Genomic DNA, 24489 nt, shown 5'->3' with positions numbered 1-24489 from the left:
GCAATGCATGATCTGGTCATACGCGGCGGCACGATCGTCGATGGTTCGGGCCAGCCCCGCCACGCCGGGGACATCGCAATAGACGGCGGCCTCGTCGTCCAGGCGCAAGGCAAGGCCGCCGCGGGCCGGCGCGAGATCCGGGCCGACGGCTGCCTGGTGGCGCCGGGCTGGGTGGACATCCACACCCACTACGACGGCCAGGCCACCTGGGATCCCTACCTCAGCCCGTCCACCTGGCATGGCGTCACCACGGCCATCATGGGCAATTGCGGCGTGGGCTTCGCCCCGGTGAAGCCCGATCGCCGCGACTGGCTCATCAAGGTCATGGAGGGCGTGGAGGACATTCCCGGCTCGGTGCTGTCCGAGGGCATCCAGTGGGATTGGGAAACCTTCCCCGAATATCTGGACGCGCTGGACCGCCGCCCCAAGGCGCTGGACGTGGGCGCGCAGGTCCCGCACAGCGCCGTGCGGGCCTACGTGATGGGCGAGCGCGCCATCCACCACGATGAGGCCTCGCCCGCCGACCTGATCGCCATGCGCGAGGTGGTGCGCGAAGCGCTGCTCGCCGGCGCGGTGGGGTTTTCCACGTCGCGCACGTTCCTGCACAAGTACGACGAGCGCAAGTATCCGCCCGGCACCTTCGCCACCGGCGAGGAAATCACCGCGCTGGGCTCGGTCATGGGCGAGGTGGGCCACGGCGTGTTCCAGATGACGGCGAACCATCCCGCGATGGAAGGCGAAATCCCCTGGCTGGAACAACTGGCGCGCCACAACCGCCTGCCGGTGCTGTTCAACCTGCAGCAGACGGACGGCGCGCCCGACGTCTGGAAGCAGATCGTGCGCAGCCTGGACCGCGCGCGCGAGGAGGGCGTGCCGCTGCTGGCCGGCATCAGCGGACGGCCCCTGGGCATCCTGTTTTCGTGGCAGAGCTCGCTGCATCCATTCATCGCGCACCCCAGCTACCAGGCCCTGCATGCCCTGCCGCTGGCCGAGAAGCTCGCCCGGCTGCGCGACCCCGGCACCCGCGGCCGGATCATGAACGAGCAGCGCGGCCTGCTCGACCGCCGCGCCGAAACGCTGTTCAGCAGCTTCCACAAGATCTACCGGTTGGGCAGCGATCCCGACTACGAGCCGCCGCCCGAGGAAAGCGTGGCCGCCATGGCGCGCCGCAGCGGCCGACCGCCGCTGGAAATCGTCTACGACCTCATGCTGGAGAACGATGGCCAGGCTATCCTCTACTACCCGTCGTTCAACTATTCGTACGAGAACCTCGACCATCTGCATCAGCTGATGCAGCATCCCAACACGGTGAACAGCCTTTCCGACGGCGGCGCGCACTGCGGCTACATCTGCGACGTGAGCATGCCGACCTTCATGCTGAGCCACTGGACCCGCGATCGCCGCCGCGGCCCGCTGCTGGGCCTGGAGCACGTGGTCAAGCGCCAGACGCGCGACACCGCCAGCGTCTACGGGCTGCTCGACCGCGGCCTGCTGCGTCCGGGCTACAAAGCGGACCTCAACATCATCGATCCCGACGCGGTGAGGGTGCACTGCCCCGAGATGGTGTTCGACCTGCCGGGCGGCGGCCGGCGCCTCGTCCAGCGCGCCGACGGCTATCTGGCGACGCTGGTCGGCGGGATTCCGATCTTCGAGGGCGGGACGGCCACCGGCGCGCTGCCCGGCAAGCTCCTGCGCGGCGCGAGGCGGCAGCATGGCTGACGGCCGGATTGCGCCGGACGCCGCCGCATGGTCCAGTCCGCAGGCCGACGCCGGCCTCGACCGGCTGTTCCTCCAGGCCAGGACTGTCCGCGCCTGGCAGGAGCGGCCGGTCGCGCCGGCGCTGCTGCGCGAACTCTACCGGCTCATGTGCATGGGCCCTACGTCGGCGAATTGCCAGCCCGCCAGGATCGTGTTCGTGCAAAGCGCCGCCGGCAAGGCGGCACTGTTGCCGCTGCTGGACGCGGGCAACCGCGAGCAGACGCGGCTTGCGCCGGTGACGGCCGTGCTTGCCTGCGACCTGCATTTCCATGAGCGGCTGGGCGTCCTCTACCCGCACCAGCCTCAAGCGCGCAGCTGGTTCACCGCAAGCCCGGCCGCCACGCGCGACGCCGCGCTGCGCAACGCGAGCCTGCAGCATGGCTACTTCATCATCGCCGCCCGCGCCCTGGGACTGGATTGCGGCCCCATGGGAGGCTTCGATGCGGACGCGGTGACGAAGCGCTACTTCCCCGGCGGACGCGCGGAGGTGAGCTTTCTATGCAACCTGGGCTACGTATCCCCGGCGCCCATGCGCGCGAGGCTGCCAAGGCTGCCATTCGAAGAAGCCTGCGCGCTGGCCTAGTCTCGATCGGGGGCCGCCGCCGGCGCGTACTGTCCCATCAGTCCGGTGATCCAGTCCATGAACACGCGCAGCTTGGCGCTGACGTGGCGGTTCGGCGGAAACGCCACGTACATCGGCATCGGATCGAGCCGCCAGTCCTGGAACAACGGCACAAGCTCGCCGCTGTCGACGTGGGGCCGCGACATGTAGTCCGGCAGCCAGAGCACACCAAGCCCGGCCAGGCCGGCAGCCAGGTAGGCATTGCCATCGTCGACCGCCAGCACATGGCGCCCCTGCACGTGGATGCGCTCGCCGCCACGGCGCATGGCGTACGGAAAGGCCTTGCCCGTGCGCGACCACAGAAAGCCCACGATGCGGTGATGCGTGTCTTCCAGCTCGGCCGGATGCGAAGGCGGACCGGCGCGCTCCAGATAGGCGGGCGCCGCGTAGACGCCAAGCCGCAGATCGGCCACGCGCCTCGCCATCAGCGACTGGTCGGCCATGTCGCCGCCCCGCACGACGCAGTCCACGTTCTCGTCGATCAAGTCGACGATGCGATCGCTCACGCCCATGTCGAGCTGGATGTCGGGATAGCGGGCATGGAACGCCGGCAGCGCGGGCACGAGCACCAGGCGGGCCAGCGGACTGGGCACGTCGACCCGCAGCCGCCCCCGCGGCTGGGACGAGGCGCCCGACAGGCTGGTCTCGGCGTCGTCCAGGTCGGCAAGCAGGCGCAGCACGCGTTCGTAGTAGGCCGCGCCGTCGGCCGTGACGTTGACCTTGCGCGTGGTGCGGTTCAGCAGACGCACCCGCAACCGCGCCTCCAGTTGCTGGACCAGCTGCGTAACGCTGGTCTTGCTCAGGTGGAGCGTCTCCGCGGCCTTCGTGAAGCTGCCGGTTTCCACCACGCGCGCGAACGCCTGCATCGCATCGAAACGGTCCATCCCCGCTCCCCGGGTGTTTAGATTGTTTGGATTCTACAAATAGTGCTGGCTGCATCTGCCCGTTTATCCGCCGGGCGCTGGCCGCTTACAGTCCCTCCATCGTTGACGCCGGGCCGCCGCGGCCCATTGATGGAGCATACTCATGGCAACTCGCGACGTTGTTTTTCCGCCCGGGCGCCGGGCGCTTTATGAACGGAACCGCTATTCCCCGGCCATCCGGTCCAATGGCTTTCTGTTCGTGTCGGGGCAGGTCGGCAGCCTGGATGACGGGTCTCCGGAACCCGGCCTGCAGGCGCAGGTCCGGCTCGCCTTCGACCATTTGCAAGCCATCCTGGCGGAAGCCGGCTGCACGTTCGAGGACGTGGTGGACGTGACGGTCTTCATCGTCGACCCGGCATCGAAGTTCGAAGCGATCTGGAGCGTCGTGCCGGAGTATTGGGGCGCTGCGCCCCACCCCACGCTGACCGCGGTGGGCGTGACCTGGCTTTATGGCTTCGACTTCGAAATCAAGGTGATCGCCAGGCTGCCGGACGCGGCGGGCGCCTGAACCCGCCGGCCGTCACACCACGCCTACCCTTATCACTCCGGAGATGGTTTCCGCCGCCCGCTGCAAGGCGGGCACCATTTCCGCCTCCAGACGGTTCCCCACGACCTCCGAGGCGTCCATGGATATGCCCACCGACAGCACGCGCGAGCCGGCCTGCGGAACGGGGACCGCCACCGAAACCTGGTTGCTGTCGGGATAGTCGTAGCGGCTCCACTGCCCGGCCGCCAGGCGCAGACCGCCGGCCAGCGCGCTCGACGGCGGCAGCACGCTGCCCACGCGCAGATTCATGACCACCAGGCGCCGCCGCTCGGCGGGCGCCATCGCCCGCCCGATGATGATGACGCCCTCCGGATTGGCCTCGCCCAGGTTGGACGTGCCTGAATAGGCGTCGGCGAGCTTCTGCAGTAGCTCCTGCACGGCGTCGGTCACCCCCAGGCTGTCCATGGCCGCGAACCCCAGTTCGAAGACCTGGGGCGTCAGGCGCCAGCGGCTGTCTTCACGCGCGGCATAGCCCTCTTCCTCCAGCGTCTGCAGGAAACGCAGCACGGTTGCGTGCGGCAGATCGACCGCGCGCGCCAGCTCGGCGAGCGTCGGCCTTCCGGCGCCGCGGAAGGCCCGCATGATCGATAGACACCGCTGGATCGATCTATTATTCTTCACGCGTTCACCTGATAAACATATTGATTACTAGGTGAACAATACACATAAATGATGCTCCCGGCAAGACCGGCGAGCCCGGGAAGGAGACAAACGCATGAAACGCATCGCACTCGCCTTGGCGGCGGGCCTCGCCCTCTGTATGGGGCCCGCCGCGGCACAAGCTCCGTGGCCGTCGCAACCGATCAAATGGACCGTGCCCTACCCGCCCGGCGGATCCACGGACATGCTGGCCCGGCTGGTCAGCCACAAGCTGGGGGAACGGCTGGGGCAGCCCGTCATCGTGGAGAACAAGGCGGGGGCCGGCGGCAACGTAGGAACCGACTTCGCCGTGAAGCAGCCCGCGGACGGCTACACCATCGTGATGGGCAATATCGGCCCCATCTCCATCAACCCCGCCCTGTATCCGGACCTGCCCTACCAGCCGCAGCGCGACCTGGCGCCGGTGACGATGCTGATGAGCGTCCCCAACCTGCTGGTGGTGAATCCCGCGCTGCCGGTGCGCTCCGTGCAAGAGCTGATCGCCTACGCCAGGAAAACGCCCGAGCCAATGGGCTACGCCACCCCGGGCGCGGGCACCTCGCTGCACCTGGCCGGCGAGCTGTTCGCCTCGTCGGCGGGCCTGCGGCTGACGCATGTGCCCTACCGGGGCAGCGCGCCGGGCCTGAACGACACCGTGGCCGGGCATGTGCCGATGATGTTCGACAACATGCCATCGGCGTTGCAGCTGGTGAAGGCCGGCAAGCTGCGGGCGCTCGCCATCACCAGCGCCGCGCGGTCGCCGCAATTGCCCGACGTGCCGACGATGGCAGAGGCGGGCCTGCCCGGCTACGAGATCGCCGGATGGTTCGGCGTGCTGGCGCCGGCCGCCACGCCCGGGCCCGTCGTCGAACGCCTGAACAAGGAACTGCTCGCGGTGCTGGCGATGCCCGACGTGCGCGAACAGATCGGCGCCATGGGCGGCATCATCGCGGCCGAAGGGCCGGCCGGCTTTGGACGCTATATCGCGTCGGAGACCGAGAAATGGGGTGCGCTGGTGCGCAGCGCCCAGATCAAACTTCAATAGGCAAGGAGGCAAGCATGACCACGTATCGCCATCTGGAAACCCACCCGATCGCCGGTGCGCTGGGCGCCGAAATCCGGGGCCTGGACCTGTCGCGCCCGCTGTCGGACGAGCAGTTCGAGGAAGTGCGCGCCGCGCTGCACGAACACCTGGTGGTTTTCTTCCGCGACCAGCAACTGACGCCGCAGCAGCACATCGACTTCAGCAAGCGCTTCGGCGACCTGCTGGAAGTGCCTTTCGTGCGGGCGCTGGAAGGATATCCGGCCGTTCTTCCCGTGATGAAAGGCAAGACGGAAAGCACCCGCCGCCTGTTCGGCGGCCTGTGGCACACCGACATGAGCTACGCCGAGGAGCCGCCGCTGGGCTCGGCGCTGTACGGTCGCGTCATCCCGCCCTACGGCGGCGACACGATGTGGGCGAACATGTACCGCGCCTATGACTCCCTGTCCGACCGGCTCAAGGGCATTCTCGACGGCCTCGGCGCCGTGCACAGCCCGGTCCGCTCGTACGGCGCGGGCGGCGCCGTGGTGAACAACGGCGACCCCGCCCACAAGATGGACGTGCGCACCGACGACCGCGCCACCAACGAAGTGGTGCATCCCGTGGTCCGGGTGCACCCCGCCACCGGCAGGAAGGCCCTCTACGTGAACAGCACCTACACGCTGCGCTTCGACGGCATGACCGAAGAGGAAAGCGAGCCGCTGCTGCATTTCCTGTACCGCCACGCGGCGCGGCCGGAATTCACCTGCCGCTTCCGCTGGACGCCGGGGTCGCTGGCGCTGTGGGACAACCGCTGCACCCAGCACCTGGCGATGAACGACTACGACGGTTTCGACCGCGAAATGCACCGGACCACGATATCCGGAGACAGGCCGATCGCCGTCGGGCAGTCCCTGCGGTAACGGCCCGGCCGGCGGCGCGGCGCCGGCCGCAGGCATGACGCCTTTTTCCCGATGCCCACCGGCCGGCTGGACGATGCATCGCCGGCCGCGCCGCCGCCGAATGGATGAGCCCTGCTTCCGCGCCCGTCCAGGCGGGCGATGGACGAACGGCGAGAGATGCCGCACCCTGGCGGACAGGCAGAAATAAATACGCTCGCGTCTCGATTCTCATGGCGACGCGGCAAACGCGCAGGGGCGCGCTCAAGGTCGGGGAATCGAGATGAACATCCTGCTGGCGTTCGCGCCCTTCATCATGTTTGTCATCATCGAGAGGGCTGTGGGGGTACTGGAAGGATTGGCGACGGGGGCCTTCGTATCCGCCGGCCTGGTGCTGCGCGACTGGATCAGTCCCGAGCGCCGCGCGAAGCTCATGGAAACGGGCACGCTGCTGCTCTTCGCCGGGCTGACGCTTTACGCCCCGATGGTCGACGGCGAATCCTGGACGATTGCCGAAACGCGCCTTAGGGTGGACGCCGGGCTGCTGTTCCTCGTGCTGCTGACCATTGCCGTGCGCAGGCCGTTCACGCTGGCATACGCGCGCGAGAAGGAGCCCGAGTATGTCTGGAAGAGCCGCCGGTTCGTGCGCACGAAGTATGCCGTCGCCACCGCCTGGGCGCTGGCGTTCGCGGTGATGGTCGCGACGGACGCGCTGCTGGTCTACCGCCCGCAGCTGCCGCAGGTCATCGCGATCGCGGTGACGGTCGCGGCGCTTGCCGGGGCGATGAAATTCACCGCTTGGTATCCAGACCGGGTGTGGGCTACAACATCGAGATAGCCCTTGCAGGAGCGCCCGGTGAAGCCCTTGGGAAACCACATCGAAGTCACGCTGGCCACGCAGGCCGACGATGCGCTGATCGCGGCGTTCGCGCGCCTGCTGCCCCAGTTGTCGCGGACCGCGGCGCCGCTGTCGCGCGAGGCGCTGGAGGAAATCATCCGTTCGCCCTCCAACCACGTGTTCATCGCCACCATGGGCGAAGAGCGCCGCATCGTCGGCACGCTGACCCTGGTGCACTTCCGCATCCCCACGGGCGTGCGGGCCTGGATCGAGGACGTCGTGGTGGACGAACAGGCCCGCGGCCTGAAAGTCGGCATGGCGCTCACGCACGCCGCCATCGTCAAGAGCCGCGAACTGAAGGCCAGGACGCTGGACCTGACGTCGAATCCCGGGCGGCTGTCGGCCCACCACCTGTATGAATCGGCGGGCTTCGTCATGCGCGATAGCCGCGTGTACCGCTACCAGGGCTGAACTGCCGGCGTGCTACTGGAAGTGGTAGCGCTCGCGGTACCCCACCGGCGACATGCCGCAGTACTTGCTGAAGATATCGCGGAACGCCTTGGTATCGTTGTAGCCGACCTCGTACATGACTTCCGCCACGCTCTTGCGCGAGGTTTCCAGGCGCTTCTTGGCGGCTTCCACGCGCACGCGCTGCACGTATTCCACGATGCTGTTGCCCGTGGCCTGGCGAAAGCGGCGCTCCAGGGTGCGCCGCCCCATGGCGTGGCGGCCGGCCAGTTCCTCGACCGTGATCTTTTCCGTGTAGCGGCCTTCGATGTAGTCCTGCACCGCGCGCACGACCTCGTCCGCATGCGCCTTCTGCCCCATGAATACCGAGAACGGCAGCTGGCTTTGGCGGCTCCAGTCGAGCTGGAAATACTTGGCGCACCAGATGGCGGTGTCGCGGTCGGTGTACTTCTCGATCAGGTGCAGCACCAGGTGCGCGGCGGAAAACGCGCCGCCGCTGGTGTAGACGCCGTTGTCCGCCATGACGACGCGGTCGCTGACCCAGCGCACGCTGGGGAACAGGCTGGCGTACAGATTCTGCGCCACCCAATGGACGACGGCCTGCTGGCCGTCCAGGATGCCGCCCGCCGCCAGGAGCGCGGCGCCCATGCACAGGCTGGCGACCTCCCCGCCCTCGCGGTGATGCCGCGACAGCCACTCGATGAGTTCGCGGTTGGACAGCACCGCGTCGGACACCGAGCCGAGCAGCGGCGGGGCGATGCAGATGTCGATGTCCTGGGCGTCGGCCAGCACCAGGTCCGCCTGCACGGTGATGCGGCCGTCGTCCAGCCTGACCTCCCGCGTCAGCGCCAGGGTGCATACCTTGAACCGGGGCTCGCGCCCGTGCGCGGCCAGGTACTCGTTGGCGACGAGAAAGCCGTGCCTGGCGGTCTCCAGCGACGCGATGTTGGCCCCTTGGGGCAGCAGGAACGCGATGTTTTTCATTCCGCAAAGCATACGCCTGCCGGCTGTCGCAATCCACCCTCAAGAATGTCGCAATCTCCTATCTGAAATCGCGGCCGATCCCGATACAGTGGCATACACCGGAGACGGATCCGGCTTGCGCGGCGCACGGCTCGCGGGCTTGCGGAAACGCAATAGAACAACGCGAATCAAAGGAGTCACTGATGGAAAAGTACATAGACGGTTACCTGTTGAGCGTGCCCAAAGCCAATGTGGAAACCTACAAGAAGATGGCGCAGCAGGCCCAGGCGATCTGGCTTGAATACGGCGCGCTCGATTACCGCGAAGGCGTGGCGGACGACATCGACGGCGAAGGTTTCGCCTCGTTCAGCGCCGCGGCTGGCGCGCGCGAGGGCGAGACCGTCGTGTTCGCGTGGATCCTGTACGCCAACAAGGCGGAGCGGGACAGGATCAATGCCCAGGTCATGTCGGACGCCCGCCTGAAGGATATGTGCTGCGAAGGCGTATTCGACTTCAAACGGATGTGCTGCGGGGGATTCAATACGCTGGTGGGCAACTAGGACGAGCGGGGCGGCCGGGAACTCCCTCCCCCGCCTCTTTTTCAATCGCGAATACCCCGGAGACTCGATATGAGCACCCCTGCAACCAGGACCATTCCCGAAGGCATGCACACGCTCACCCCGCACATCGTGTGCGAGGGCGCGTCCGACGCCATCGCCTTCTTCAAGAAAGCCTTCAACGCCCAGGAGCTCGCGCGGCTGCCGGGCCCCAACGGCAAGATCATGCACGCCGCCGTGCGCATCGGCGATTCCGTCCTGATGCTGATGGACGACTTCCCCGAATGGGGCAGCCTGGGCGCCAAGGCGCTGAAGGGAACGCCGGTCACCCTGCATCTGTACGTGGACGACGTGGACGCCGCCATGAAGCAGGCCGTGGCCGCCGGCGCCCAGATGACGATGCCCGTGGCGGACATGTTCTGGGGCGACCGCTACGGCCAGGTGGTGGACCCGTTCGGGCACCGCTGGTCCATCGCCACGCACAAGTTCGACCTCACGCCGGAGGAAATCCAGCAGAACATGGCCAAGATGGGCAGCATGGAAGGCTGCGGCGACCCGTCCAGGAAGCAGCCGGGCTGAAGGCCGTTCGGGTCAGGGCTGGGGGTACGGCCCCAGGAAGTCGAGCTTGCCGATCTTCACGCCCGCCTGCCGCAGGATGCCGTAAGCCGTCGTGACGTGGAAATAGAAGTTGGGCAGCGCGAAAGTCAGCAGATAGTCGTCGCCACGGAACTCCTGCCGGAAGTCGCCGAAAGCCAATGTGATCTTGCGGCTTTCGGCGCCGTCGAGCTTGTCCGCCGGAACGCCCTGCAGGTATGCGATCGTGGCCGCGATGCGCTCCTGCAACTGTTCGAAGGTGGTTTCCTCGTCCGGAAATTTGGGCGCTTCCACCCGCGACAGCCGCTGCACCGCGAATTTCGACGCGTCGCTGGCGCGCTGCACCTGGCCGGACAGCGGATACATGTCCGGAGCGAGCCGCGCAGCGATGAGCGCGGCCGGATCGGCGCCCGTCGCGGTGGCGTGGGCGGCGCCCTTTTCCAGCAAGGCGGCCAGGACGGACAAACCTCGGACGAAGACAGGCACGCAAGCCTGATACATGGACAGGGGCATGGCATTGATTCCCAAAAAGGCATGGCGGGCGGCGCGCGATGCGCCGGCCCGTCGAGCATACCCCCTTCCCAGGCATTCCGCCCCGGGCGCTCAGTTCCCCGCGCGGCGCTGCGCCTGGAAGAAGCGCCAGATCAGCGACGAGGCATCGGGGCCGCTGCGGGCGTGGTAGCGGATCGACGCGTCGCCGCCGCTCCACGCGTGCTCCAGCCGCGTGACCTCGCACAGGCGCAGCACGGTGTTCTGGCCGCGCAGCATGTCCACCCGGCGATAGGCTTTTTCGGTGCCCAGGCCCAGCACGTGCTCGATCGGCGTGCTGTCGGGCGACAAGCCGTTGAGCATGCGGAACTGTTCGAACAGCTGGCGCGCATTGCGCGGCGCCACCGCCGGATCCAGCTGGCCTTGCAGGATCATGGCGGGCATGCCCAGCTGGAAGACTTCCGGATCCGCGACGCGCTGCAACAAGGGCAGCAACGGCTTGAGGGTGCCGCGCCGCATGGTGCCGATGCCGCTGGCCGCGCTGTGGGCATCGCCCACCACCGGCCCGGAATGCATGGCCACGGCGGCGATCAGGCGCGGATGCCGAAGCGCCACCAGCGCGGCCATGCCGGCGCCCGCCGACAGGCCCGCGACATAAATGCGTTCGGGGTCCAGCCCGAACCTGTCCAATTCGGACCGGATCAGGGCTGCGATCAGGTCGGCCTCGGCGCCGCCATGCGCATCGTCGGGCTGGAACCAGCGCCAGCAGCGCTGCACCTGGCGCGCCAGCGACTGCTGCGGATACAGCACCATGAAACCGCCGGCGTCGGCCCATTGATTCATGCGGGAACCGCGCGCGAACGCCAGCGCAGTCTGCCTGCAGCCATGCAGCATCACCACGAGCGGCATGCCGGAGCGCGGCGCGGAAGCGGGCGTATAGCGGGAAAAGCCGAGCCGTTGGCCCCGGCTGTCGGAGAACTGCCTGGCGGCCTCCCAGCGCCCGCCCCCCAGGGAAGGCGCCGCGGGCGCCGCGGATTTGGCGGCCTGCCGGGCGGCGACGGTGGCCTTGCGCCGGGTGGCGCTGCGCCGCTTGGCGGCCTGCGGAGCCGCCGCTCGCAAGGCGGCGCGCTGCAGCCTGCCGAGTTTCTTCGCGGTTTTGAAAAACAGACTGGTAAAACTGCGCGCCATTCGAGGCCTCGGCCACTAAACCCGTTGAGCATGACACCGGCATGGAATGTATCACACAGTAACTTCCGGCCGGCGCTCGCCGCCGCCCCGGGACGGCCCGCGATTTGCACAAGATCAAACCGTCCCCTCATCGCCGGCGCAAAGCGCGGCGCCGGCCTTGAGGCGGCGCATCAAAGCGCCTATGGTGGAGGCTTCGGGCCCACCAAGACGCATTCATGTTTCCCAACGACAGACCCCAGACATTCGGCGAGGAAATCGCCAACGCCATCAGCCACGGCGTGGGCGCGGCCGGCGCCGTGGCATCGGCTCCCATCCTGATCGTCGCCGCCGTGCGCCAGGGCGACGCCGCCTTCATCGCGGGGGCCGCGGTCTTCGCCGCCTCGATGTGCCTGCTGTACCTCGCCTCCACCATATACCACGCCCTGCCCCGCAGCCGCGCCAAGCAGTTCTTCAATGTGCTGGACCATTCGGCCATCTACCTGCTCATCGCGGGCACGTACACGCCGTTCGCGCTGGGCGCGCTGCGCGGCCCCTGGGGCTGGACCCTCTTCGGCCTGGTCTGGGGCATGGCCCTGCTGGGCGTGGGGCTGAAGGCCAGCAAGCGCCTCAACCGCCCCGCGATGTCCACCGGGCTCTACCTGGCGATGGGCTGGCTGGTGCTCATCGCGGTGAATCCTCTGATCGAAAACGTGCCCACGGGCGGCCTGTGGTGGCTGGTCGCGGGCGGGCTGGCCTACACGGGCGGCGTAGCGTTCTTCGTGCTCGACAACCGCTGGCGCTACAGCCACTTCGTCTGGCACCTGTTCGTGCTTGCCGGCACCGCCTGCCACTTCTTTGCAGTGCTCTGGTACGCGGCCTGACGCCGGGGCTGCTTCTCGTCAAGGGCGGCGGGCGGCGTCCGGCTGCGGCATGGCCAGCAGGCCGCGCTTCATCAGCGCTCGCATGCCCGGCACCAGCAAGGCTCCCCCGAACAACAGATCGCGCCACAGCCCGGGACCCGATGCCTGGAAGCAAGGCGTCAGCGCGCGGCTCAGCGTCTGATACATCCGCGACGGCATGAGGCGGCTGCGGGCGTATTTCCCGGGCCCGCGTGCCGCGCCATGCCGGCCCAGGGCCCGCGCCAGCGCCAAGGCGTCCAAGGCCGCAAGCGTCGTGCCCAGGCCCAGTTGCGGGCTCATCGCATGGCCCGCGTCCCCCACGGCGCAGTACGGGCCCCGGGCCAATCCTCGCGGCCAGGTATGGCGGTAGGTCGCCACCGCCAGGTCTTGGTGCCCTGTAATCTGGTCGACCACAGGCGCGGCCTCGGGCCACAAGGACAACAGGCGCGCCTTCCATTCGCCGATGGGCGCGGCCCGCCAGGCCGGCAGGGCGTCGTGCCGGATGCTCCAGAAGAGAGACAGGCGCACGCCCCGCGGCCCGATCTCGGTCGGCAAGAGCCCCATCATTTCGCGGGTGCCCCGAAACCGCTGCAGCAACTGCGTCGCGCCCGGCCAGCCCGGAACCCAGAACTGGCCCCACAGGGCGCCCCATGGATAGGCGCGCGAGCGCGCGGCCAGCCCGGCCTGCTCGCGCAGCGCCGAGGCTGCGCCATCGGCCGCGACGAACAGGTCGAAGTTGGACTGGGCCTGGCCCTCGCCCGCGCCGTGCGTCACGAAGGCCCTGCCCTCCTGCGTGTCGAGCCCGCTGACCGGACAACCGAATGAAAACGCCACCCCCGCCCGCCGCGCGGCGTCGAACAGCACTTCGCCCAAGGCCGCCCGGGTCACGGCTCGCGCGCCGTCGCCCTGGTAGTCGATATCCACGACCGGCCAGCCCCGATGTGAAAGACCCAGCAGGCGGTCGATGGGCGCGCCGACGTTCAGCGCCTCCACGTCCACCCCGAGCGTTCTCAGCGCCCGCACGCCCGGCGGCTGCAACAACAGGCCCGCGCCCTGCGTGGTGAAACCCTGGTGCTTTTCGAACACCCGCACCTGGTGGCCGTCCCGCGCCAGCGCCAGGGCGGTGGCCAGGCCGGCGCTGCCCGCGCCCGCGATGCCGATGGATAGGGAGGGATGGCGGGAAGGAGTCGCGTGTTTCATGAGTGCGGGCATAGTACCAACAGGCCCTAGCCCTGGCGCAGGTATTCCGTGGGCGGACGCCCCAGCACGCGCCGGAACATCGTGGAAAACGCGGCCGGGCTCTGGTAGCCGAAATCCAGCGCGATGCTGGTGACCGCCGCGCCCGCGGCCAGGCGCGACAGCGCCAGCACCACGCAGGCGCGCTGGCGCCATTCCGAAAACGCCATGCCCGTCTGTACGCGGAAATGGCGGCTGAAGGTGCGCGGGCTCATATGCAGGCGGCCGGCCCAGTCCTCGGGCGCGGCGCGCGCGTCGGGCGCGGCGATGAACCCTCTGCACAGGGCCGCCAGACGCTCGTCGGGCGGCAGCGGGATATGCAGGGGGAGCACCGGCGCGCGCGCTATCTCATGCAGCAGCAACGCCGCCAGCGCGCCGTCGCGCCCTGCCCGGTCGTAGTCGGCAGGCATGTCCACCGCATCCATCAGCAGCTGCCGCAGCAGCGGCGATACCTCGATCACCTCGCATGCCTGCCCATCGGCGCGCGCCGCGCCCGGTTCGATGTAGGCGCTGCGGGTGCTGACGCCCAGCATGCGGACCTCATGGACCACGCCGGCGGGAATCCATACGGCGCGCTGCGGCGGCACCACCCAGTTGCCGTCGCGGGTGGCGACCTGCATGACGCCGGTGGCGCCATACAGCAGTTGGGCGCGGCGATGCGCATGCGCCGGCAGCAGCTGGCCGGGAGGATAGTCGTTGCCGATGGCGACGACGGGGCGGTCCAGGTGGTCGTAGCGGTCTATATGGACGTTGCGCATGGCGCTGGGGCCGCCAGGCCGGCGGCGCATCGATGGCCGAAATTCAAACATTATTGTCCCATCCTCGAAAGCGGGCCAAGGCTGGCGGCCGTATCGTGAACGTTTTCCCTGGGAGGACGGGCGGCATGATGTATCTGGTTCTGGCGTTTTTCGGTTGTCTGAGCGGCGTGACGACCGTGCTGTTCGGCTTCGGCGGGGGCTTCGTCGTGGTGCCCGTGCTGTACGGCGTGCTGACCGCCACGCACGGCGCCCAGGACGCGATCGGCCAGGCGGCCATGCACATCGCGGTGGCCACCTCCACCTGCGTCATGATCGTCAACTCGGTGGCGGCCACGCGCAAGCACCAGCGCGCCGGCAACATCCTGCGCGCCTACGTCTGGCCGCTGGCGGCCTTCATCGCGGCGGGCTCGCTGCTGGGCGCGCTGGCCGCCACCCGCGCCAGCGGCGCACTGGTGCGCTACGCCTTCATCGCCTATCTGGGCGTGACCATCCTGGATTGTCTGCTGCGCCAGGGCTTCATGGCCCAGGGCGAAGCGCGGCCGCGGCCGCTGGGCGCGGGCGTGATGGTGGGCGGCGGCGCGGCCATCGGCGCGATCGCGGCCTTCCTGGGAGTCGGCGGCAGCGTCATGACGGTGCCGCTGCTGCGCCGCCGGGGCCTGCCCATGTCCAAGGCCGCGGCGATGGCCAACCCGCTGACGCTGCCCGTCGCCATCATCGGCACGCTGGCCTACATGGCGGCCGCTCGCGGCCTGCCGCAGGCCCTGGCGCCATGGATCGTGGGCTACGTGGACCTGTTCGCCTTCGCCGCCCTGGCGATCGGCTCGCTGGCGGGCATCCGGCTGGCGGCGCCCCTGATTCCCCGCATCCCCGACCGCCTGCATGCCCGCGTCTATGTGCTGCTGCTGGCGCTGGTCATGCTGAGCATGCTCGCCGTCTAGCGGTCCGGCGCCGCACACCTAAGGAAACATCGCGGCCAGCAGCGACTACGAAAACACGCAAAACGTTTCCGGCGCCCCGCGGGGAGCGCCCTCCCGCGCCGCGCGCGCATCCGGTGGCCTGCCGACACAGGAAAACACATCGCGAAACTTGCCCCTGGACGGACCCGATTGTCATCATGGCCAGACACTCAACCGGAACATGGAGGTTTCATGCAGCGTTCCACTTATGCATTCCTATCCGCCGCCCTGCTCACGACGGCGCTGTCCGGTGCCCCCGCCCTTGCGCAACAGGCCAGCCAGGCGCAAGCCCAGGCCCAGCAGCAAATGGCGCCTCCGCCCGCGATACAACCGACCGACCAGCAACTGCAGCGCTTCGCGTCGGCCTCGCAGAAGATCTCCGGCGTCGTGGACGAATACCGGCCCAAGGTCGACGCCGCCAAGACGGACGAAGCCAAACAGCAAGTCGTCCAGGAAGCCGATGCCAAGATGGTGCAACTGGTCCGCGCGGACGGGCTGACCGTCGAGGAATTCAACGGCATCGGCCAGGCCGTGCAGCAGGATCCCCAGCTCAAGCAACGCGTGATGAACATGAGCAAGGGCGGCCCCGCCACCAAGTAATGCCGTCGCAACCCCCGCCGCGGCAGACGCCACGCGCCTTCGGGAGCGTGGCGTTTTTTCTTTCTGCAGTTATGCTGTTTCCGTTACTCCCCCAGTCCTGTCCAAGGAGCGCGGCATCTTGACCCCGGATCTCACCCTCTATGACCTGGCGGGCGCCGACCCGTCGCTGCGGTTCAGCCCGCATTGCTGGAAGACGCACATGGCGCTGGCCCACAAGGGCCTGTCCGCCACGACCGTGCCCTGGCGCTTCACCGAGAAAGAAGCCATCGATTTCTCCGGCCAGAAACTGGTGCCGGTGCTGGTGCACGGCACGCGCGTGGTGAGCGACTCCTGGCAGATCGCCTGCTATCTGGAGGAGACCTTCCCCGAACGCCCGTCCCTGTTCGGCGGCGCGGCCGGCCGCGCGCTGAGCCTGTTTGCGAACGCCTGGGCGGACGCCACGCTGGTCCCCACGCTGGCCCGCCTGCTGCTGCCCAGCATCCATGGCCTGATCCACGACAAGGACAAGGACTACTTCCGCGCCACGCGCGAAAAACGCTTCGGCCGGCTGGAGGACCTGCCCGCGGTCCGGGACGAGCAGATCGCCGCGCTGCGCGCGTCGCTGCTGCCGCTGCGGCAAACGCTGGGCAGGCAGCCCTATCTGTCGGGCGAGCATCCCGCCTACGCGGACTACGCGGTGTTCGGCATGTTCATGTGGGCCCGTTGCACCTGCCCCCTGGAACTGCTGGCCGAGGACGATCCCGTCCACGCCTGGCGCGAACGGCTGCTGGACGCCTACGGCGGCATGGCGCGCGCCGCGCCGGTCTGCGCCCCGTAAACGCCGGACGGCGCCGGCGCTAGGTCTTGAGCCGGTAGCCCGTCTTGAAGATCCAGCGCACGCCCAGCACGCAGGCGAGCAGGAAGGCCAGCGTCATGCCCACGCTGATGCCCACGCTGACGTCGGCCACACCGTAGAACGCCCAGCGGAACCCGCTGACCAGATATACGACCGGGTTGAACAGCGTGACGGCCTGCCAGAAAGGCGGCAGCATCTTGATGGAATAGAAGGTGCCGCCCAGGAAGGTCAGCGGCGTGATGATCATCAGCGGGATGATCTGGAGCTTCTCGAAACCGTCGGCCCAGATGCCGATGATGAAGCCGAACAGGCTGAAGGTTACGGAAGTGAGGACCAGGAAGGCCAGCATCCAGACCGGATGCGCCACCTCGAAAGCCACGAACAGCCGCGCCGTGGCCAGCATGATCAGCCCCAGGATGATGGACTTGCTGGCGGCCGCCCCGACATAGCCCATGACGATCTCCACGTAGGAAATGGGCGCGGAGTGGATTTCGTAGATGGTGCCGGAAAACCTGGGCATGTAGATGCCGAAGGAGGCGTTGGCGATGCTCTGCGTCAACAGCGACAGCATGATCATGCCGGGCACGATGAAGGCGCCGTAGCTCACCCCGTCGATCTCGACCATGTGCGAGCCGATGGCGGATCCGAACACCACGAAATACAGCGACGTGGAGATCACGGGCGACAGCACGCTCTGCATGAGCGTGCGCCACGCGCGGGCCATTTCAAACAGGTAGATAGCGCGGATGGCGTAGAAATTCATGATTGACCGTGCACCAGGCTGACAAAGATATCCTCGAGCGAGCTTTCCGAAGTGTTCAGGTCGGTGAATTCGATCTCCAGCCTGCCCAGCTCGTGCAGCAGCCGCGAGATCTCGCCGCCGCCCTGGTTGTCGTAGGTATAGACCAGCGTATGGCCGTCGGCCGACAAGTCCAGCTGGAAGCCGTCCAGCGCCGTCGGAATACCCGGCAGCGGCGCCTTCAGGGTCAGGGCCAGCTGGCGCTTGCCGAGCTTTTTCATGAGCGCATGCTTTTCCTCGACGAGGATGATCTCGCCCTTGCGGATCACGCCGATCCGGTCGGCCATTTCCTGGGCTTCCTCGATGTAGTGCGTGGTCAGGATGATGGTGACGCCGCTTTCGCGCAACCGCCGCACCATTTCCCACATGCCGCGCCGCAACTCGACGTCCACCCCGGCGGTGGGCTCGTCCAGGAAGAGGATCGCGGGCTCGTGCGACAGCGCCTTGGCGATCATGACGCGGCGCTTCATGCCGCCCGACAGCGCCATGATGCGGCTGTCCTTCTTGTCCCAGAGGGACAGGTCGCGCAGCACCTTCTCGACGTAGACGTGGTCGGTCGGCTTGCCGAACAGGCCCCGGCTGAAGTTGACGGTGTTCCAGACGCTTTCGAACGCGTCGGTGGAGATCTCCTGCGGCACCAGCCCGATCTTGGCGCGCGCCGCGCGGAATTCGGCCACGATATCGTGGCCGTCGGCCAGCACCCTGCCCCCGGTCGGGTTGACGATGCCGCAGATTATGCTGATCAACGTCGTCTTGCCCGCGCCGTTCGGTCCCAGCAGGGCGAAGATCTCGCCGCGCCGGATATCCAGGTTCACGTTCCTGAGCGCCTGGAATCCCGATGCGTACCGTTTGGATAAATCCTGGACTGAAATGACCGGCTGCACTCGCGCCCCCCACTTGATCGATAGCCAGGGATTTTACCCGCCGCGCCGGGGCGGCTTGTTTGGCGTGGCGGAACAGTGTGTTTTGGAAACCGGCCGCGGCGGCTTGCACCGCAGGCCTGCAATGCAGGGCTGGACGGGCCGGGACCCCGTCGTGCGAGCCGCTGCCGCAGGCCTGCGCGCCGTATACTTACGCATTGCGCGAAAGCGCGGTCCACAAGAGAGATTTACCCGTGAGCGCATTGCCCGCCTGTCCGAAGTGCCAGTCCGAATTCACCTACGAAGACGGCGGCCTCTTTATCTGCCCGGAATGCGCGCATGAATGGCCGCAGCAGGCGGCCGAAGCCGCCGAAGAAGCCAAGATCTACCGCGACTCGGCCGGCAACGTCCTCCAGGACGGCGATACCGTCACCGTCATCAAGGACCTGAAGCTCAAGGGGTCCGGCGGCGTGATCAAGATGGGGACCAAGGTCAAGGGCATCCGGCTCGTCGACAGCGACCACGACATCGACTGCAAGATCGACGGCTTCGGCCCCATGAGCCTCAAGTCGGAATTCGTCAAGAAGGTCTAGGCCCCGCGCGGGCCGCGAGCCCGGCGGACGGGGCTACAGCTCCTCGTCTTCGTCGGGCTTGGGCATCAGGTAGGCCGTCAGCGTGCTGGACAGGCCCGCCATGACCCAAAGCACGAAAAAGGACACTGTGTAGAAGCCCATGCGCCCCGTCGGCACGTGGCCGAAGATCGCCACGTCCAGCGGGTCGATCAGGGCGAAGATCAGCGCGCTCCCCGCCGCTGCCGCCAGAAACGACGGCCACAGTATCCACATCAACGATCGCAAGCCCATCTGTGCACTCCAGGTTTACGGATTGGCGCTCGGCGCGGCCTGCTCGACGACCAGGCCGCGCTTGACGACGCCGTCCTGGATCGGCTGGTTGGTGAAATTCGTAAACGCGAAATAGATCGTGACGAAGCAGCCGATCATGGCGGCGAAAGGCCCGGCCATGAGTATCCACGGCCAGGGTTCACGGTACCAGGGCTTGACTGGCTGCGCGGCGGGAGCGGCATTCATGGGCATATCCTTTTCAGTGCTTAGTCGGGGACGTAGAAGCTCGCGGCTTCGTCGGTTTCGATGCGGCGGTTCTCGCCGTCCTGGCCGCGCGCGCGCAGCGTGATGGGATGGGCGCCGGGCTGCGAGCCCGCCGGCGCGCGGATCACCATCGGCACCAGCTTGTTGGCCGCGGGCTCGACGTCCACGGTGTCGGCGCCCTGCTGGCCCGCCAGCACGGCCAGGCCCGGCATGCCCTCGGCCGACAGGCGCAGGTGCATGGGCTGGTCGGACGTGTTGATGATCTGCAGCCGGTACACGTTTTCGATCAGGCCGCCGGCCACTTCGCGGCCCAGCGCGCCGCGGTCGCGGATGATGTCGACCCGCAAGGGGTTGCGCATGGCCAGCGAGGCCACGAACGCGACGGCCAGCGCCAGGATCAGCGTGCCGTATATCAGCACGCGCGGACGCAGCAGGTGGGACCGCGCGCTCTTGGCGGACAGGCCGTCGAGCATCGCGCGCTCCGAGGTATAGCGGATCAGCCCCGGCTCGTACTGCATCTTGTCCATGACCTGTTCACAGGCGTCGATACAGGCGCCGCAGCCGATGCACATGTATTGCAGGCCGTCCCGGATGTCGATGCCCGTCGGACAGACCTGCACGCACAGGCTGCAATCGACGCAGTCGCCCATTCCGGCCGCCTTGTGGTCGACCTTGCGCGAGCGTCCGCCTCGCGGGTCGCCGCGGCGCTTGTCGTAGGTGACCACGAAGGTGTCCGGGTCCACCATCACGCTCTGGAAGCGCGCGTAGGGGCACATGTACTTGCACACCGATTCGCGCATGAAGCCGGCGTTGCCCCAGGTGGCGAAGCCGTAGAACAGCATCCAGAACCACTGCCAGGGCCCCAGTTGCAAGGCGAAGAGCTCGTGGCCCAGTTCGCGGATGGGCGCGAAATAGCCGATGAAGGTCGAGCCCGTCCACCACGCCAGCGCGATCCAGAGGAAATGCTTGGTCAGCTTCAGCCGGGCCTTGCGCCAGGTCCAGGGCGATTCATCCAGGCGGATGCGCGCGATGCGGTCGCCTTCGACCTTGCGCTCGATCCACATGAAGATCTCGGTATAGACGGTCTGCGGACAGGCATAGCCGCAGAACAGGCGGCCCGCCACCGCGGTGAACAGGAACAGCGCCAGTGCCGAGATGACGAGCAGCACCGCCAGATAGACCACGTCCTGCGGCCACAGCACCAGACCGAAGAGATAGAACTTGCGCGCGCCCAGGTCGAACAGCACGGCCTGGCGCCCGTTCCACTGGAGCCAGGGCAGGCCGTAGAAGATCAGCTGCGTGATAAAGACGAACGCGATGCGCCAGCGGGCGAAGATGCCGCTGACGGATCGCGGGTAGATCTTGCTGCGCACGCCCGCCAGCGTCTGCTCCAGGGTCTCCTGCCCGGGACGCGGCGGCCTCGTGTACGGCCGCCAGGGCGGCGGGTCACCGCCAGGCGAATTGCCGACGCTTGCGGTTGACCCATCTTCCATTTGCTGCTCCCTGCTGTAAGTCCAGTGATGTGGGAGCCGTCTTGCGCTCCCACCTAAGCGCCGTGTATGCCCTTTACTTCGCGGCCTCGGCCGATGCCTGGGGCGCTGCGCCGGGCTTGTTCGACAAGCCCCAGACCCATGCCGTCAGGATCTTGATCTGCTCGGGCGTCAGGATGTCCTGGTGCGCGGGCATGCGGTTGTCGCGGCCATCCAGGATCGTCTTCACGATGGTCGCCTCGGAACTGCCGTACAGCCATACGTCGTCCGTGAGGTTGGGAGCGCCCATGGCCTGATTGCCCTTGCCGTCCACGCCGTGACAGGCGACGCAGAAGTTGGCGAACTCGCGCTTGCCGCGGAAAACCCGGACCGGATCGGCCGTCAGGCCCGACAGAGACCGCACGTACTGGGCGATGTCGCCGGCCGTCTTGGGGTCGATCGCCGCCTTCCAGGGCGGCATCACGCCGACGCGTCCATGCGTGATGGTCTGCGTGATGGCTTCCGGAGAACCGCCGTGCAGCCAGTCGCCGTCCGCCAGGTTGGGGAAGCTGGGGCCGCCCTTGGCGTCGGAACCGTGGCACTGCGCGCAGGTGTTCAGGAACAGGCGCTGGCCGATCTCGCGGGCGCCCGGATCCTGGGCGATCTGCGGAATGTCCATGGTCTCGAAGCGCGCGTAGATCGGGCGCACGGCCTCGGCCATCCGGGCCTGCTGCTGCGCGACTTCCTGCGTGCTGCTGAAACCCAGCTGGCCCTTGTACTCGCCCAGGCCCGGCATGAAGAACAGATAGCCCAGCGCGAACGCGCAGGCCAGCAGGTACATCCACGTCCACCAGCCGGGCACCGGATTGTTGAGCTCGGTCAGGTCGCCGTCCCAGACGTGGCCCGTGTCCTCGACCTGGCCGTTGGCCGGCTTGGTGCTGAGCCAGCGGCGCTGCGTATACAGCAGCCAGACGCACCAGAGCACGCCGCCCACGGCGATGATCGAGATGAAATACCCCCAGAAGCCACTAACGAAATCGCTCATGACCGATTCGCTCCATCTTGTTGTGCCGGCCCGAATTCATCGGGCAGTGCGAACGGCAGCATGGCCGATTCGCGATTGGCGCTCTGGCGGCCGCGCGAGCAGGCCCACCAGACAATGCCGAAAAAGGTTGCCATCGAGATGGCGGTGACGATTGCGCTCAGATAGCCCAGCATGGTCAGCCTCCCGTGGCGGCCGGCTGCGAGGCGGACTGGGCCGCCTTGCCGGCCGCCTCCGCCTGCTTGGCCTGCTCGGCCTGCTTGGCCTTGCGCACGCCCACGCCCAGGCCCTGCAGATAGGCGACCAGCGCGTCTTCCTCGGTCTTGCCTTCGATGGCCTTGGGCGCCGCCGCGATTTCCTCGTCGGTGTAGGGCACGCCCAGCTTGCGCAGCGCCCGCATGCGCTCATCCACGTTCTGGCCGGTGATGACCGTCTTTTCCAGCCAGGGATAGGCGGGCATGTTGGACTCCGGCACCACCTTGCGCGGATCGCGCAGGTGGATGCGGTGCCAGTCGTCGGAGTAGCGCTCGCCCACGCGCGCCAGGTCGGGACCCGTGCGCTTGGAGCCCCACAGGAACGGATGGTCGAAGACCGATTCCGCCGCGATCGAGTATGAACCGTAGCGCTGCACCTCGGCGGCCAGCACGCGCACCTGCTGCGAATGGCAGCCGACGCAGCCTTCGCGGATGTAGACGTCGCGGCCCATCAGCCGCAGCGGGCTGTAGGGTTCGACACCCGCGACGGCCTGGGTCGTGCTGTGCTGGAAGAACAGCGGGATGATCTGGACCAGGCCCGCGAAGGACACCACCAGGATGCTGGCGATGATCATCCAGCCGATGTTCTTCTCGAGCGTCTCGTGGGAAAAGAAGCCGTGTTGCTTTTTGGCCATGATGTCCTCGTCAAGCAGTGGCCGGCACGGCGGTCGCGGGGACCGACGGACGCGCGGCATGGGGATCGTCTTGCGGAATGGCGGGGTTGACCGGGCGCGCGCCGCGCACCGTCATCCACACGTTCCAGGCCATGACGAACACACCCGACAGGAACAGCGTGCCACCCAGCAGGCGGATCAGGTAATACGGAACCCGCGTCTTCAATTCTTCGACGAAGCTGTACACCAGGGTGCCGTCGGCCGCGGTATCGCGCCACATCAGGCCCTGCTGCACGCCGGCGATCCACATGGCGGCGATGTAGAGCACCACGCCGATGGTCGCGATCCAGAAGTGCAGTTCGATGGCCTTCACGCTATACATCTTTTCACGGCCGTAGAGGCGCGGAATCAGGTAGTAGAGCGAGCCGAAGGAGATCATGGCGACCCAGCCCAGGGCGCCCGAGTGCACGTGGCCGATGGTCCAGTCCGTATAGTGCGACAGCGCGTTGACCGTGCGGATCGACATCATCGAGCCTTCGAAGGTCGACATGCCGTAGAACGACAGCGCCGTCACCATGAACTTCAGGATTGGGTCGGTGCGCAGCTTGTACCAGGCGCCCTGCAGGGTCATGATGCCGTTGATCATGCCGCCCCACGAAGGCGCCAGCAGGATCAGCGAGAACGTCATGCCCAGCGACTGGGTCCAGTCGGGCAGCGAGGTGTACAGCAGGTGGTGCGGGCCCGCCCACATGTACGTGAACGCCAGCGCCCAGAAGTGGACGATGGACAGGCGGTAGGAATAGATGGGGCGGCCGGCCTGCTTCGGCACGAAGTAATACATCATGCCCAGGAAGCTGGTGGTCAGGAAGAAGCCGACGGCGTTGTGGCCGTACCACCACTGCACCATGGCGTCCTGCACGCCGGCGTAGGCCGAGTAGGACTTCCACAGCGTGACCGGCATCTCGATGTTATTGAAGATGTGCAGGATGGCGATCGTGAGGATGTACGAGCCGAAGAACCAGTTGGCCACGTAGATGTGCTTGGAGCGGCGCTTGACGATCGTGCCGAAGAACACGATGGCGTAGGCCACCCAGACCAGGGTGATCAGGATGTCGATGGGCCATTCCAGTTCGGCGTACTCCTTGCTGCTGGTGAAACCCAGGGGCAAGGTGATGGCGGCGGCGACGATGACGATCTGCCAGCCCCAGAACGTGAACGCGGCCAGCGGACCGCAAAACAGGCGCGCCTGACAGGTGCGCTGGACCACGTAGTACGACGTCGTGAACAGCGCGCTGCCGCCGAACGCGAAAATGACCGCGTTGGTGTGCAGCGGGCGCAGGCGGCCGTACGACAACCACGCGATATCGAAGTTCAGCTGCGGCCAGATCAACTGCGCGGCGATAAATACGCCGACAGCCATGCCGACGATGCCCCAGACTACCGTCATGAGTGCGAACTGCCTCACGATCTTGTAGTTGAAGGTATCGGCCTTGCTTGCGATTGCTGTGCAATCGTTCATCACCCTACCCCTAAAGAGAAACAAATAGATCCAGGTTGCAATGATGGGGGCTGGCGG

General features: G+C 67.3%; 30 protein-coding genes. 14 read left to right on the top strand and 16 right to left on the bottom strand.

The annotated features are described in order from the left end of the window. The first annotated feature begins 3 nt into the window (after positions 1–3). Together ACN6PJ_RS12345 and ACN6PJ_RS12340 are read left to right on the top strand one after the other, a co-directional pair. Positions 4–1719 (top strand): N-acyl-D-amino-acid deacylase family protein, encoded by a 1716-nt coding sequence (locus ACN6PJ_RS12345; RefSeq protein WP_427996157.1) that lies wholly within the window; start codon positions 4–6, stop codon positions 1717–1719. After that, positions 1712–2341, top strand: coding sequence for a malonic semialdehyde reductase (locus ACN6PJ_RS12340; RefSeq protein WP_427996156.1), 630 nt, complete (start codon positions 1712–1714; stop codon positions 2339–2341). Before ACN6PJ_RS12345 ends, ACN6PJ_RS12340 begins: the two co-directional genes overlap by 8 nt. Here the strand turns inward: ACN6PJ_RS12340 and ACN6PJ_RS12335 are convergent. Then, positions 2338–3264: a LysR substrate-binding domain-containing protein gene (locus ACN6PJ_RS12335; RefSeq protein ID WP_427996155.1), complete on the bottom strand. Its 927-nt coding sequence runs from the start codon at positions 3262–3264 to the stop codon at positions 2338–2340. The genes ACN6PJ_RS12340 and ACN6PJ_RS12335 overlap by 4 nt on opposite strands. A gap of 142 nt (positions 3265–3406) precedes the next feature. Between ACN6PJ_RS12335 and ACN6PJ_RS12330 the strand changes: the two genes are divergently transcribed. Beyond that, the gene (locus ACN6PJ_RS12330; protein WP_427996154.1) at positions 3407–3811 is read left to right on the top strand and encodes a RidA family protein; all 405 of its coding nucleotides are present in this window, start codon (positions 3407–3409) and stop codon (positions 3809–3811) included. Between the two features lie 12 nt (positions 3812–3823). On the opposite strand, the gene ACN6PJ_RS12325 is transcribed toward ACN6PJ_RS12330, so the two are convergent. Further along, complete coding sequence (locus tag ACN6PJ_RS12325; protein WP_427996153.1) at positions 3824–4471, bottom strand: IclR family transcriptional regulator; 648 nt, start codon at positions 4469–4471, stop codon at positions 3824–3826. A gap of 94 nt (positions 4472–4565) precedes the next feature. Here ACN6PJ_RS12325 and ACN6PJ_RS12320 point away from each other — a divergent pair, with 94 nt between their 5' ends. The 4 genes from ACN6PJ_RS12320 (at position 4566) to ACN6PJ_RS12305 (ending at position 7718) form a co-directional block, all read left to right on the top strand. Beyond that, on the top strand, positions 4566–5534 hold the full coding sequence (locus ACN6PJ_RS12320) for a Bug family tripartite tricarboxylate transporter substrate binding protein (RefSeq protein ID WP_427996152.1): 969 nt from the start codon (positions 4566–4568) through the stop codon (positions 5532–5534). 14 nt (positions 5535–5548) lie between these two features. Continuing rightward, positions 5549–6433, top strand: coding sequence for a TauD/TfdA dioxygenase family protein (locus ACN6PJ_RS12315; protein WP_427996151.1), 885 nt, complete (start codon positions 5549–5551; stop codon positions 6431–6433). Between the two features lie 259 nt (positions 6434–6692). Further along, on the top strand, positions 6693–7247 hold the full coding sequence (locus ACN6PJ_RS12310) for a hypothetical protein (RefSeq protein WP_427996150.1): 555 nt from the start codon (positions 6693–6695) through the stop codon (positions 7245–7247). An 18-nt stretch (positions 7248–7265) separates the two neighbouring features. Beyond that, positions 7266–7718 carry an N-acetyltransferase family protein gene (locus tag ACN6PJ_RS12305; RefSeq protein ID WP_427996149.1) on the top strand — a complete coding sequence of 151 codons (453 nt, stop codon included), beginning with the start codon at positions 7266–7268 and terminating at the stop codon, positions 7716–7718. A gap of 12 nt (positions 7719–7730) precedes the next feature. Here ACN6PJ_RS12305 and ACN6PJ_RS12300 read toward each other — a convergent pair whose 3' ends face one another. Next, the gene (locus ACN6PJ_RS12300) at positions 7731–8711 is read right to left on the bottom strand and encodes a GlxA family transcriptional regulator (RefSeq protein WP_427996148.1); all 981 of its coding nucleotides are present in this window, start codon (positions 8709–8711) and stop codon (positions 7731–7733) included. Between the two features lie 170 nt (positions 8712–8881). Between ACN6PJ_RS12300 and ACN6PJ_RS12295 the strand changes: the two genes are divergently transcribed. Both ACN6PJ_RS12295 and ACN6PJ_RS12290 read left to right on the top strand, forming a co-directional pair. Continuing rightward, on the top strand, positions 8882–9238 hold the full coding sequence (locus ACN6PJ_RS12295) for a DUF1428 domain-containing protein (RefSeq protein WP_427996147.1): 357 nt from the start codon (positions 8882–8884) through the stop codon (positions 9236–9238). A gap of 69 nt (positions 9239–9307) precedes the next feature. Next, the gene (locus ACN6PJ_RS12290) at positions 9308–9814 is read left to right on the top strand and encodes a VOC family protein (RefSeq protein ID WP_427996146.1); all 507 of its coding nucleotides are present in this window, start codon (positions 9308–9310) and stop codon (positions 9812–9814) included. A 12-nt stretch (positions 9815–9826) separates the two neighbouring features. Here ACN6PJ_RS12290 and ACN6PJ_RS12285 read toward each other — a convergent pair whose 3' ends face one another. Both ACN6PJ_RS12285 and ACN6PJ_RS12280 read right to left on the bottom strand, forming a co-directional pair. Then, entirely contained in the window at positions 9827–10342 is a 516-nt protein-coding gene (locus ACN6PJ_RS12285) for a DUF1993 domain-containing protein (protein ID WP_427996145.1), read from the bottom strand. A 90-nt stretch (positions 10343–10432) separates the two neighbouring features. After that, complete coding sequence (locus tag ACN6PJ_RS12280) at positions 10433–11506, bottom strand: extracellular catalytic domain type 1 short-chain-length polyhydroxyalkanoate depolymerase (RefSeq protein WP_427996144.1); 1074 nt, start codon at positions 11504–11506, stop codon at positions 10433–10435. A 215-nt stretch (positions 11507–11721) separates the two neighbouring features. Here ACN6PJ_RS12280 and trhA point away from each other — a divergent pair, with 215 nt between their 5' ends. Next, positions 11722–12366: a PAQR family membrane homeostasis protein TrhA gene (trhA, locus tag ACN6PJ_RS12275; RefSeq protein ID WP_427996143.1), complete on the top strand. Its 645-nt coding sequence runs from the start codon at positions 11722–11724 to the stop codon at positions 12364–12366. A gap of 18 nt (positions 12367–12384) precedes the next feature. On the opposite strand, the gene ACN6PJ_RS12270 is transcribed toward trhA, so the two are convergent. Then, the gene (locus ACN6PJ_RS12270; RefSeq protein WP_427996142.1) at positions 12385–13584 is read right to left on the bottom strand and encodes an FAD-dependent oxidoreductase; all 1200 of its coding nucleotides are present in this window, start codon (positions 13582–13584) and stop codon (positions 12385–12387) included. Between the two features lie 26 nt (positions 13585–13610). Further along, entirely contained in the window at positions 13611–14378 is a 768-nt protein-coding gene (locus ACN6PJ_RS12265) for an AraC family transcriptional regulator (RefSeq protein ID WP_427996141.1), read from the bottom strand. A gap of 125 nt (positions 14379–14503) precedes the next feature. Between ACN6PJ_RS12265 and ACN6PJ_RS12260 the strand changes: the two genes are divergently transcribed. From ACN6PJ_RS12260 to ACN6PJ_RS12250, 3 genes are all read left to right on the top strand, one after another. Then, complete coding sequence (locus ACN6PJ_RS12260) at positions 14504–15316, top strand: sulfite exporter TauE/SafE family protein (RefSeq protein ID WP_427996140.1); 813 nt, start codon at positions 14504–14506, stop codon at positions 15314–15316. A 210-nt stretch (positions 15317–15526) separates the two neighbouring features. Then, complete coding sequence (locus tag ACN6PJ_RS12255; RefSeq protein WP_427996139.1) at positions 15527–15934, top strand: DUF4168 domain-containing protein; 408 nt, start codon at positions 15527–15529, stop codon at positions 15932–15934. Positions 15935–16052: 118 nt separating this feature from the next. Then, a complete protein-coding gene (locus ACN6PJ_RS12250) occupies positions 16053–16751 on the top strand; it encodes a glutathione S-transferase family protein (protein ID WP_427996138.1) in 699 nt (232 codons plus the stop codon). A gap of 19 nt (positions 16752–16770) precedes the next feature. Here the strand turns inward: ACN6PJ_RS12250 and ACN6PJ_RS12245 are convergent, their stop codons facing one another. Together ACN6PJ_RS12245 and ACN6PJ_RS12240 are read right to left on the bottom strand one after the other, a co-directional pair. After that, positions 16771–17532 carry an ABC transporter permease gene (locus ACN6PJ_RS12245; protein WP_427996137.1) on the bottom strand — a complete coding sequence of 254 codons (762 nt, stop codon included), beginning with the start codon at positions 17530–17532 and terminating at the stop codon, positions 16771–16773. Beyond that, positions 17529–18452 carry an ABC transporter ATP-binding protein gene (locus ACN6PJ_RS12240; protein ID WP_427996136.1) on the bottom strand — a complete coding sequence of 308 codons (924 nt, stop codon included), beginning with the start codon at positions 18450–18452 and terminating at the stop codon, positions 17529–17531. Before ACN6PJ_RS12240 ends, ACN6PJ_RS12245 begins: the two co-directional genes overlap by 4 nt. Before the next feature lie 230 nt (positions 18453–18682). Here ACN6PJ_RS12240 and ACN6PJ_RS12235 point away from each other — a divergent pair, with 230 nt between their 5' ends. Further along, positions 18683–19021 carry a zinc ribbon domain-containing protein YjdM gene (locus tag ACN6PJ_RS12235; RefSeq protein ID WP_427996135.1) on the top strand — a complete coding sequence of 113 codons (339 nt, stop codon included), beginning with the start codon at positions 18683–18685 and terminating at the stop codon, positions 19019–19021. Positions 19022–19054: 33 nt separating this feature from the next. Here the strand turns inward: ACN6PJ_RS12235 and ACN6PJ_RS12230 are convergent, their stop codons facing one another. From ACN6PJ_RS12230 to ccoN, 7 genes are all read right to left on the bottom strand, one after another. Beyond that, on the bottom strand, positions 19055–19291 hold the full coding sequence (locus tag ACN6PJ_RS12230) for a hypothetical protein (protein WP_427996134.1): 237 nt from the start codon (positions 19289–19291) through the stop codon (positions 19055–19057). Between the two features lie 15 nt (positions 19292–19306). Continuing rightward, positions 19307–19516, bottom strand: coding sequence for a FixH family protein (locus ACN6PJ_RS12225; RefSeq protein ID WP_043541864.1), 210 nt, complete (start codon positions 19514–19516; stop codon positions 19307–19309). Between the two features lie 20 nt (positions 19517–19536). Then, complete coding sequence (ccoG, locus tag ACN6PJ_RS12220; protein ID WP_427996133.1) at positions 19537–21027, bottom strand: cytochrome c oxidase accessory protein CcoG; 1491 nt, start codon at positions 21025–21027, stop codon at positions 19537–19539. A gap of 73 nt (positions 21028–21100) precedes the next feature. Next, entirely contained in the window at positions 21101–22048 is a 948-nt protein-coding gene (gene ccoP / locus ACN6PJ_RS12215) for a cytochrome-c oxidase, cbb3-type subunit III (protein WP_427996132.1), read from the bottom strand. Further along, the gene (locus ACN6PJ_RS12210; RefSeq protein WP_043541861.1) at positions 22045–22221 is read right to left on the bottom strand and encodes a cbb3-type cytochrome oxidase subunit 3; all 177 of its coding nucleotides are present in this window, start codon (positions 22219–22221) and stop codon (positions 22045–22047) included. Before ACN6PJ_RS12210 ends, ccoP begins: the two co-directional genes overlap by 4 nt. Positions 22222–22223: 2 nt before the next feature. Beyond that, positions 22224–22934, bottom strand: a complete 711-nt coding sequence (ccoO, locus tag ACN6PJ_RS12205) for a cytochrome-c oxidase, cbb3-type subunit II (protein ID WP_427996131.1) — start codon at positions 22932–22934, stop codon at positions 22224–22226. A 10-nt stretch (positions 22935–22944) separates the two neighbouring features. Then, on the bottom strand, positions 22945–24432 hold the full coding sequence (gene ccoN / locus ACN6PJ_RS12200; protein ID WP_427996130.1) for a cytochrome-c oxidase, cbb3-type subunit I: 1488 nt from the start codon (positions 24430–24432) through the stop codon (positions 22945–22947). Positions 24433–24489: the final 57 nt, after the last annotated feature.

Origin of the sequence: Achromobacter sp. (assembly GCF_050285585.1) — a bacterium.
Lineage (GTDB): Bacteria > Pseudomonadota > Gammaproteobacteria > Burkholderiales > Burkholderiaceae_B > Achromobacter.
This window is presented reverse-complemented; position numbering and strand designations above follow the sequence as displayed.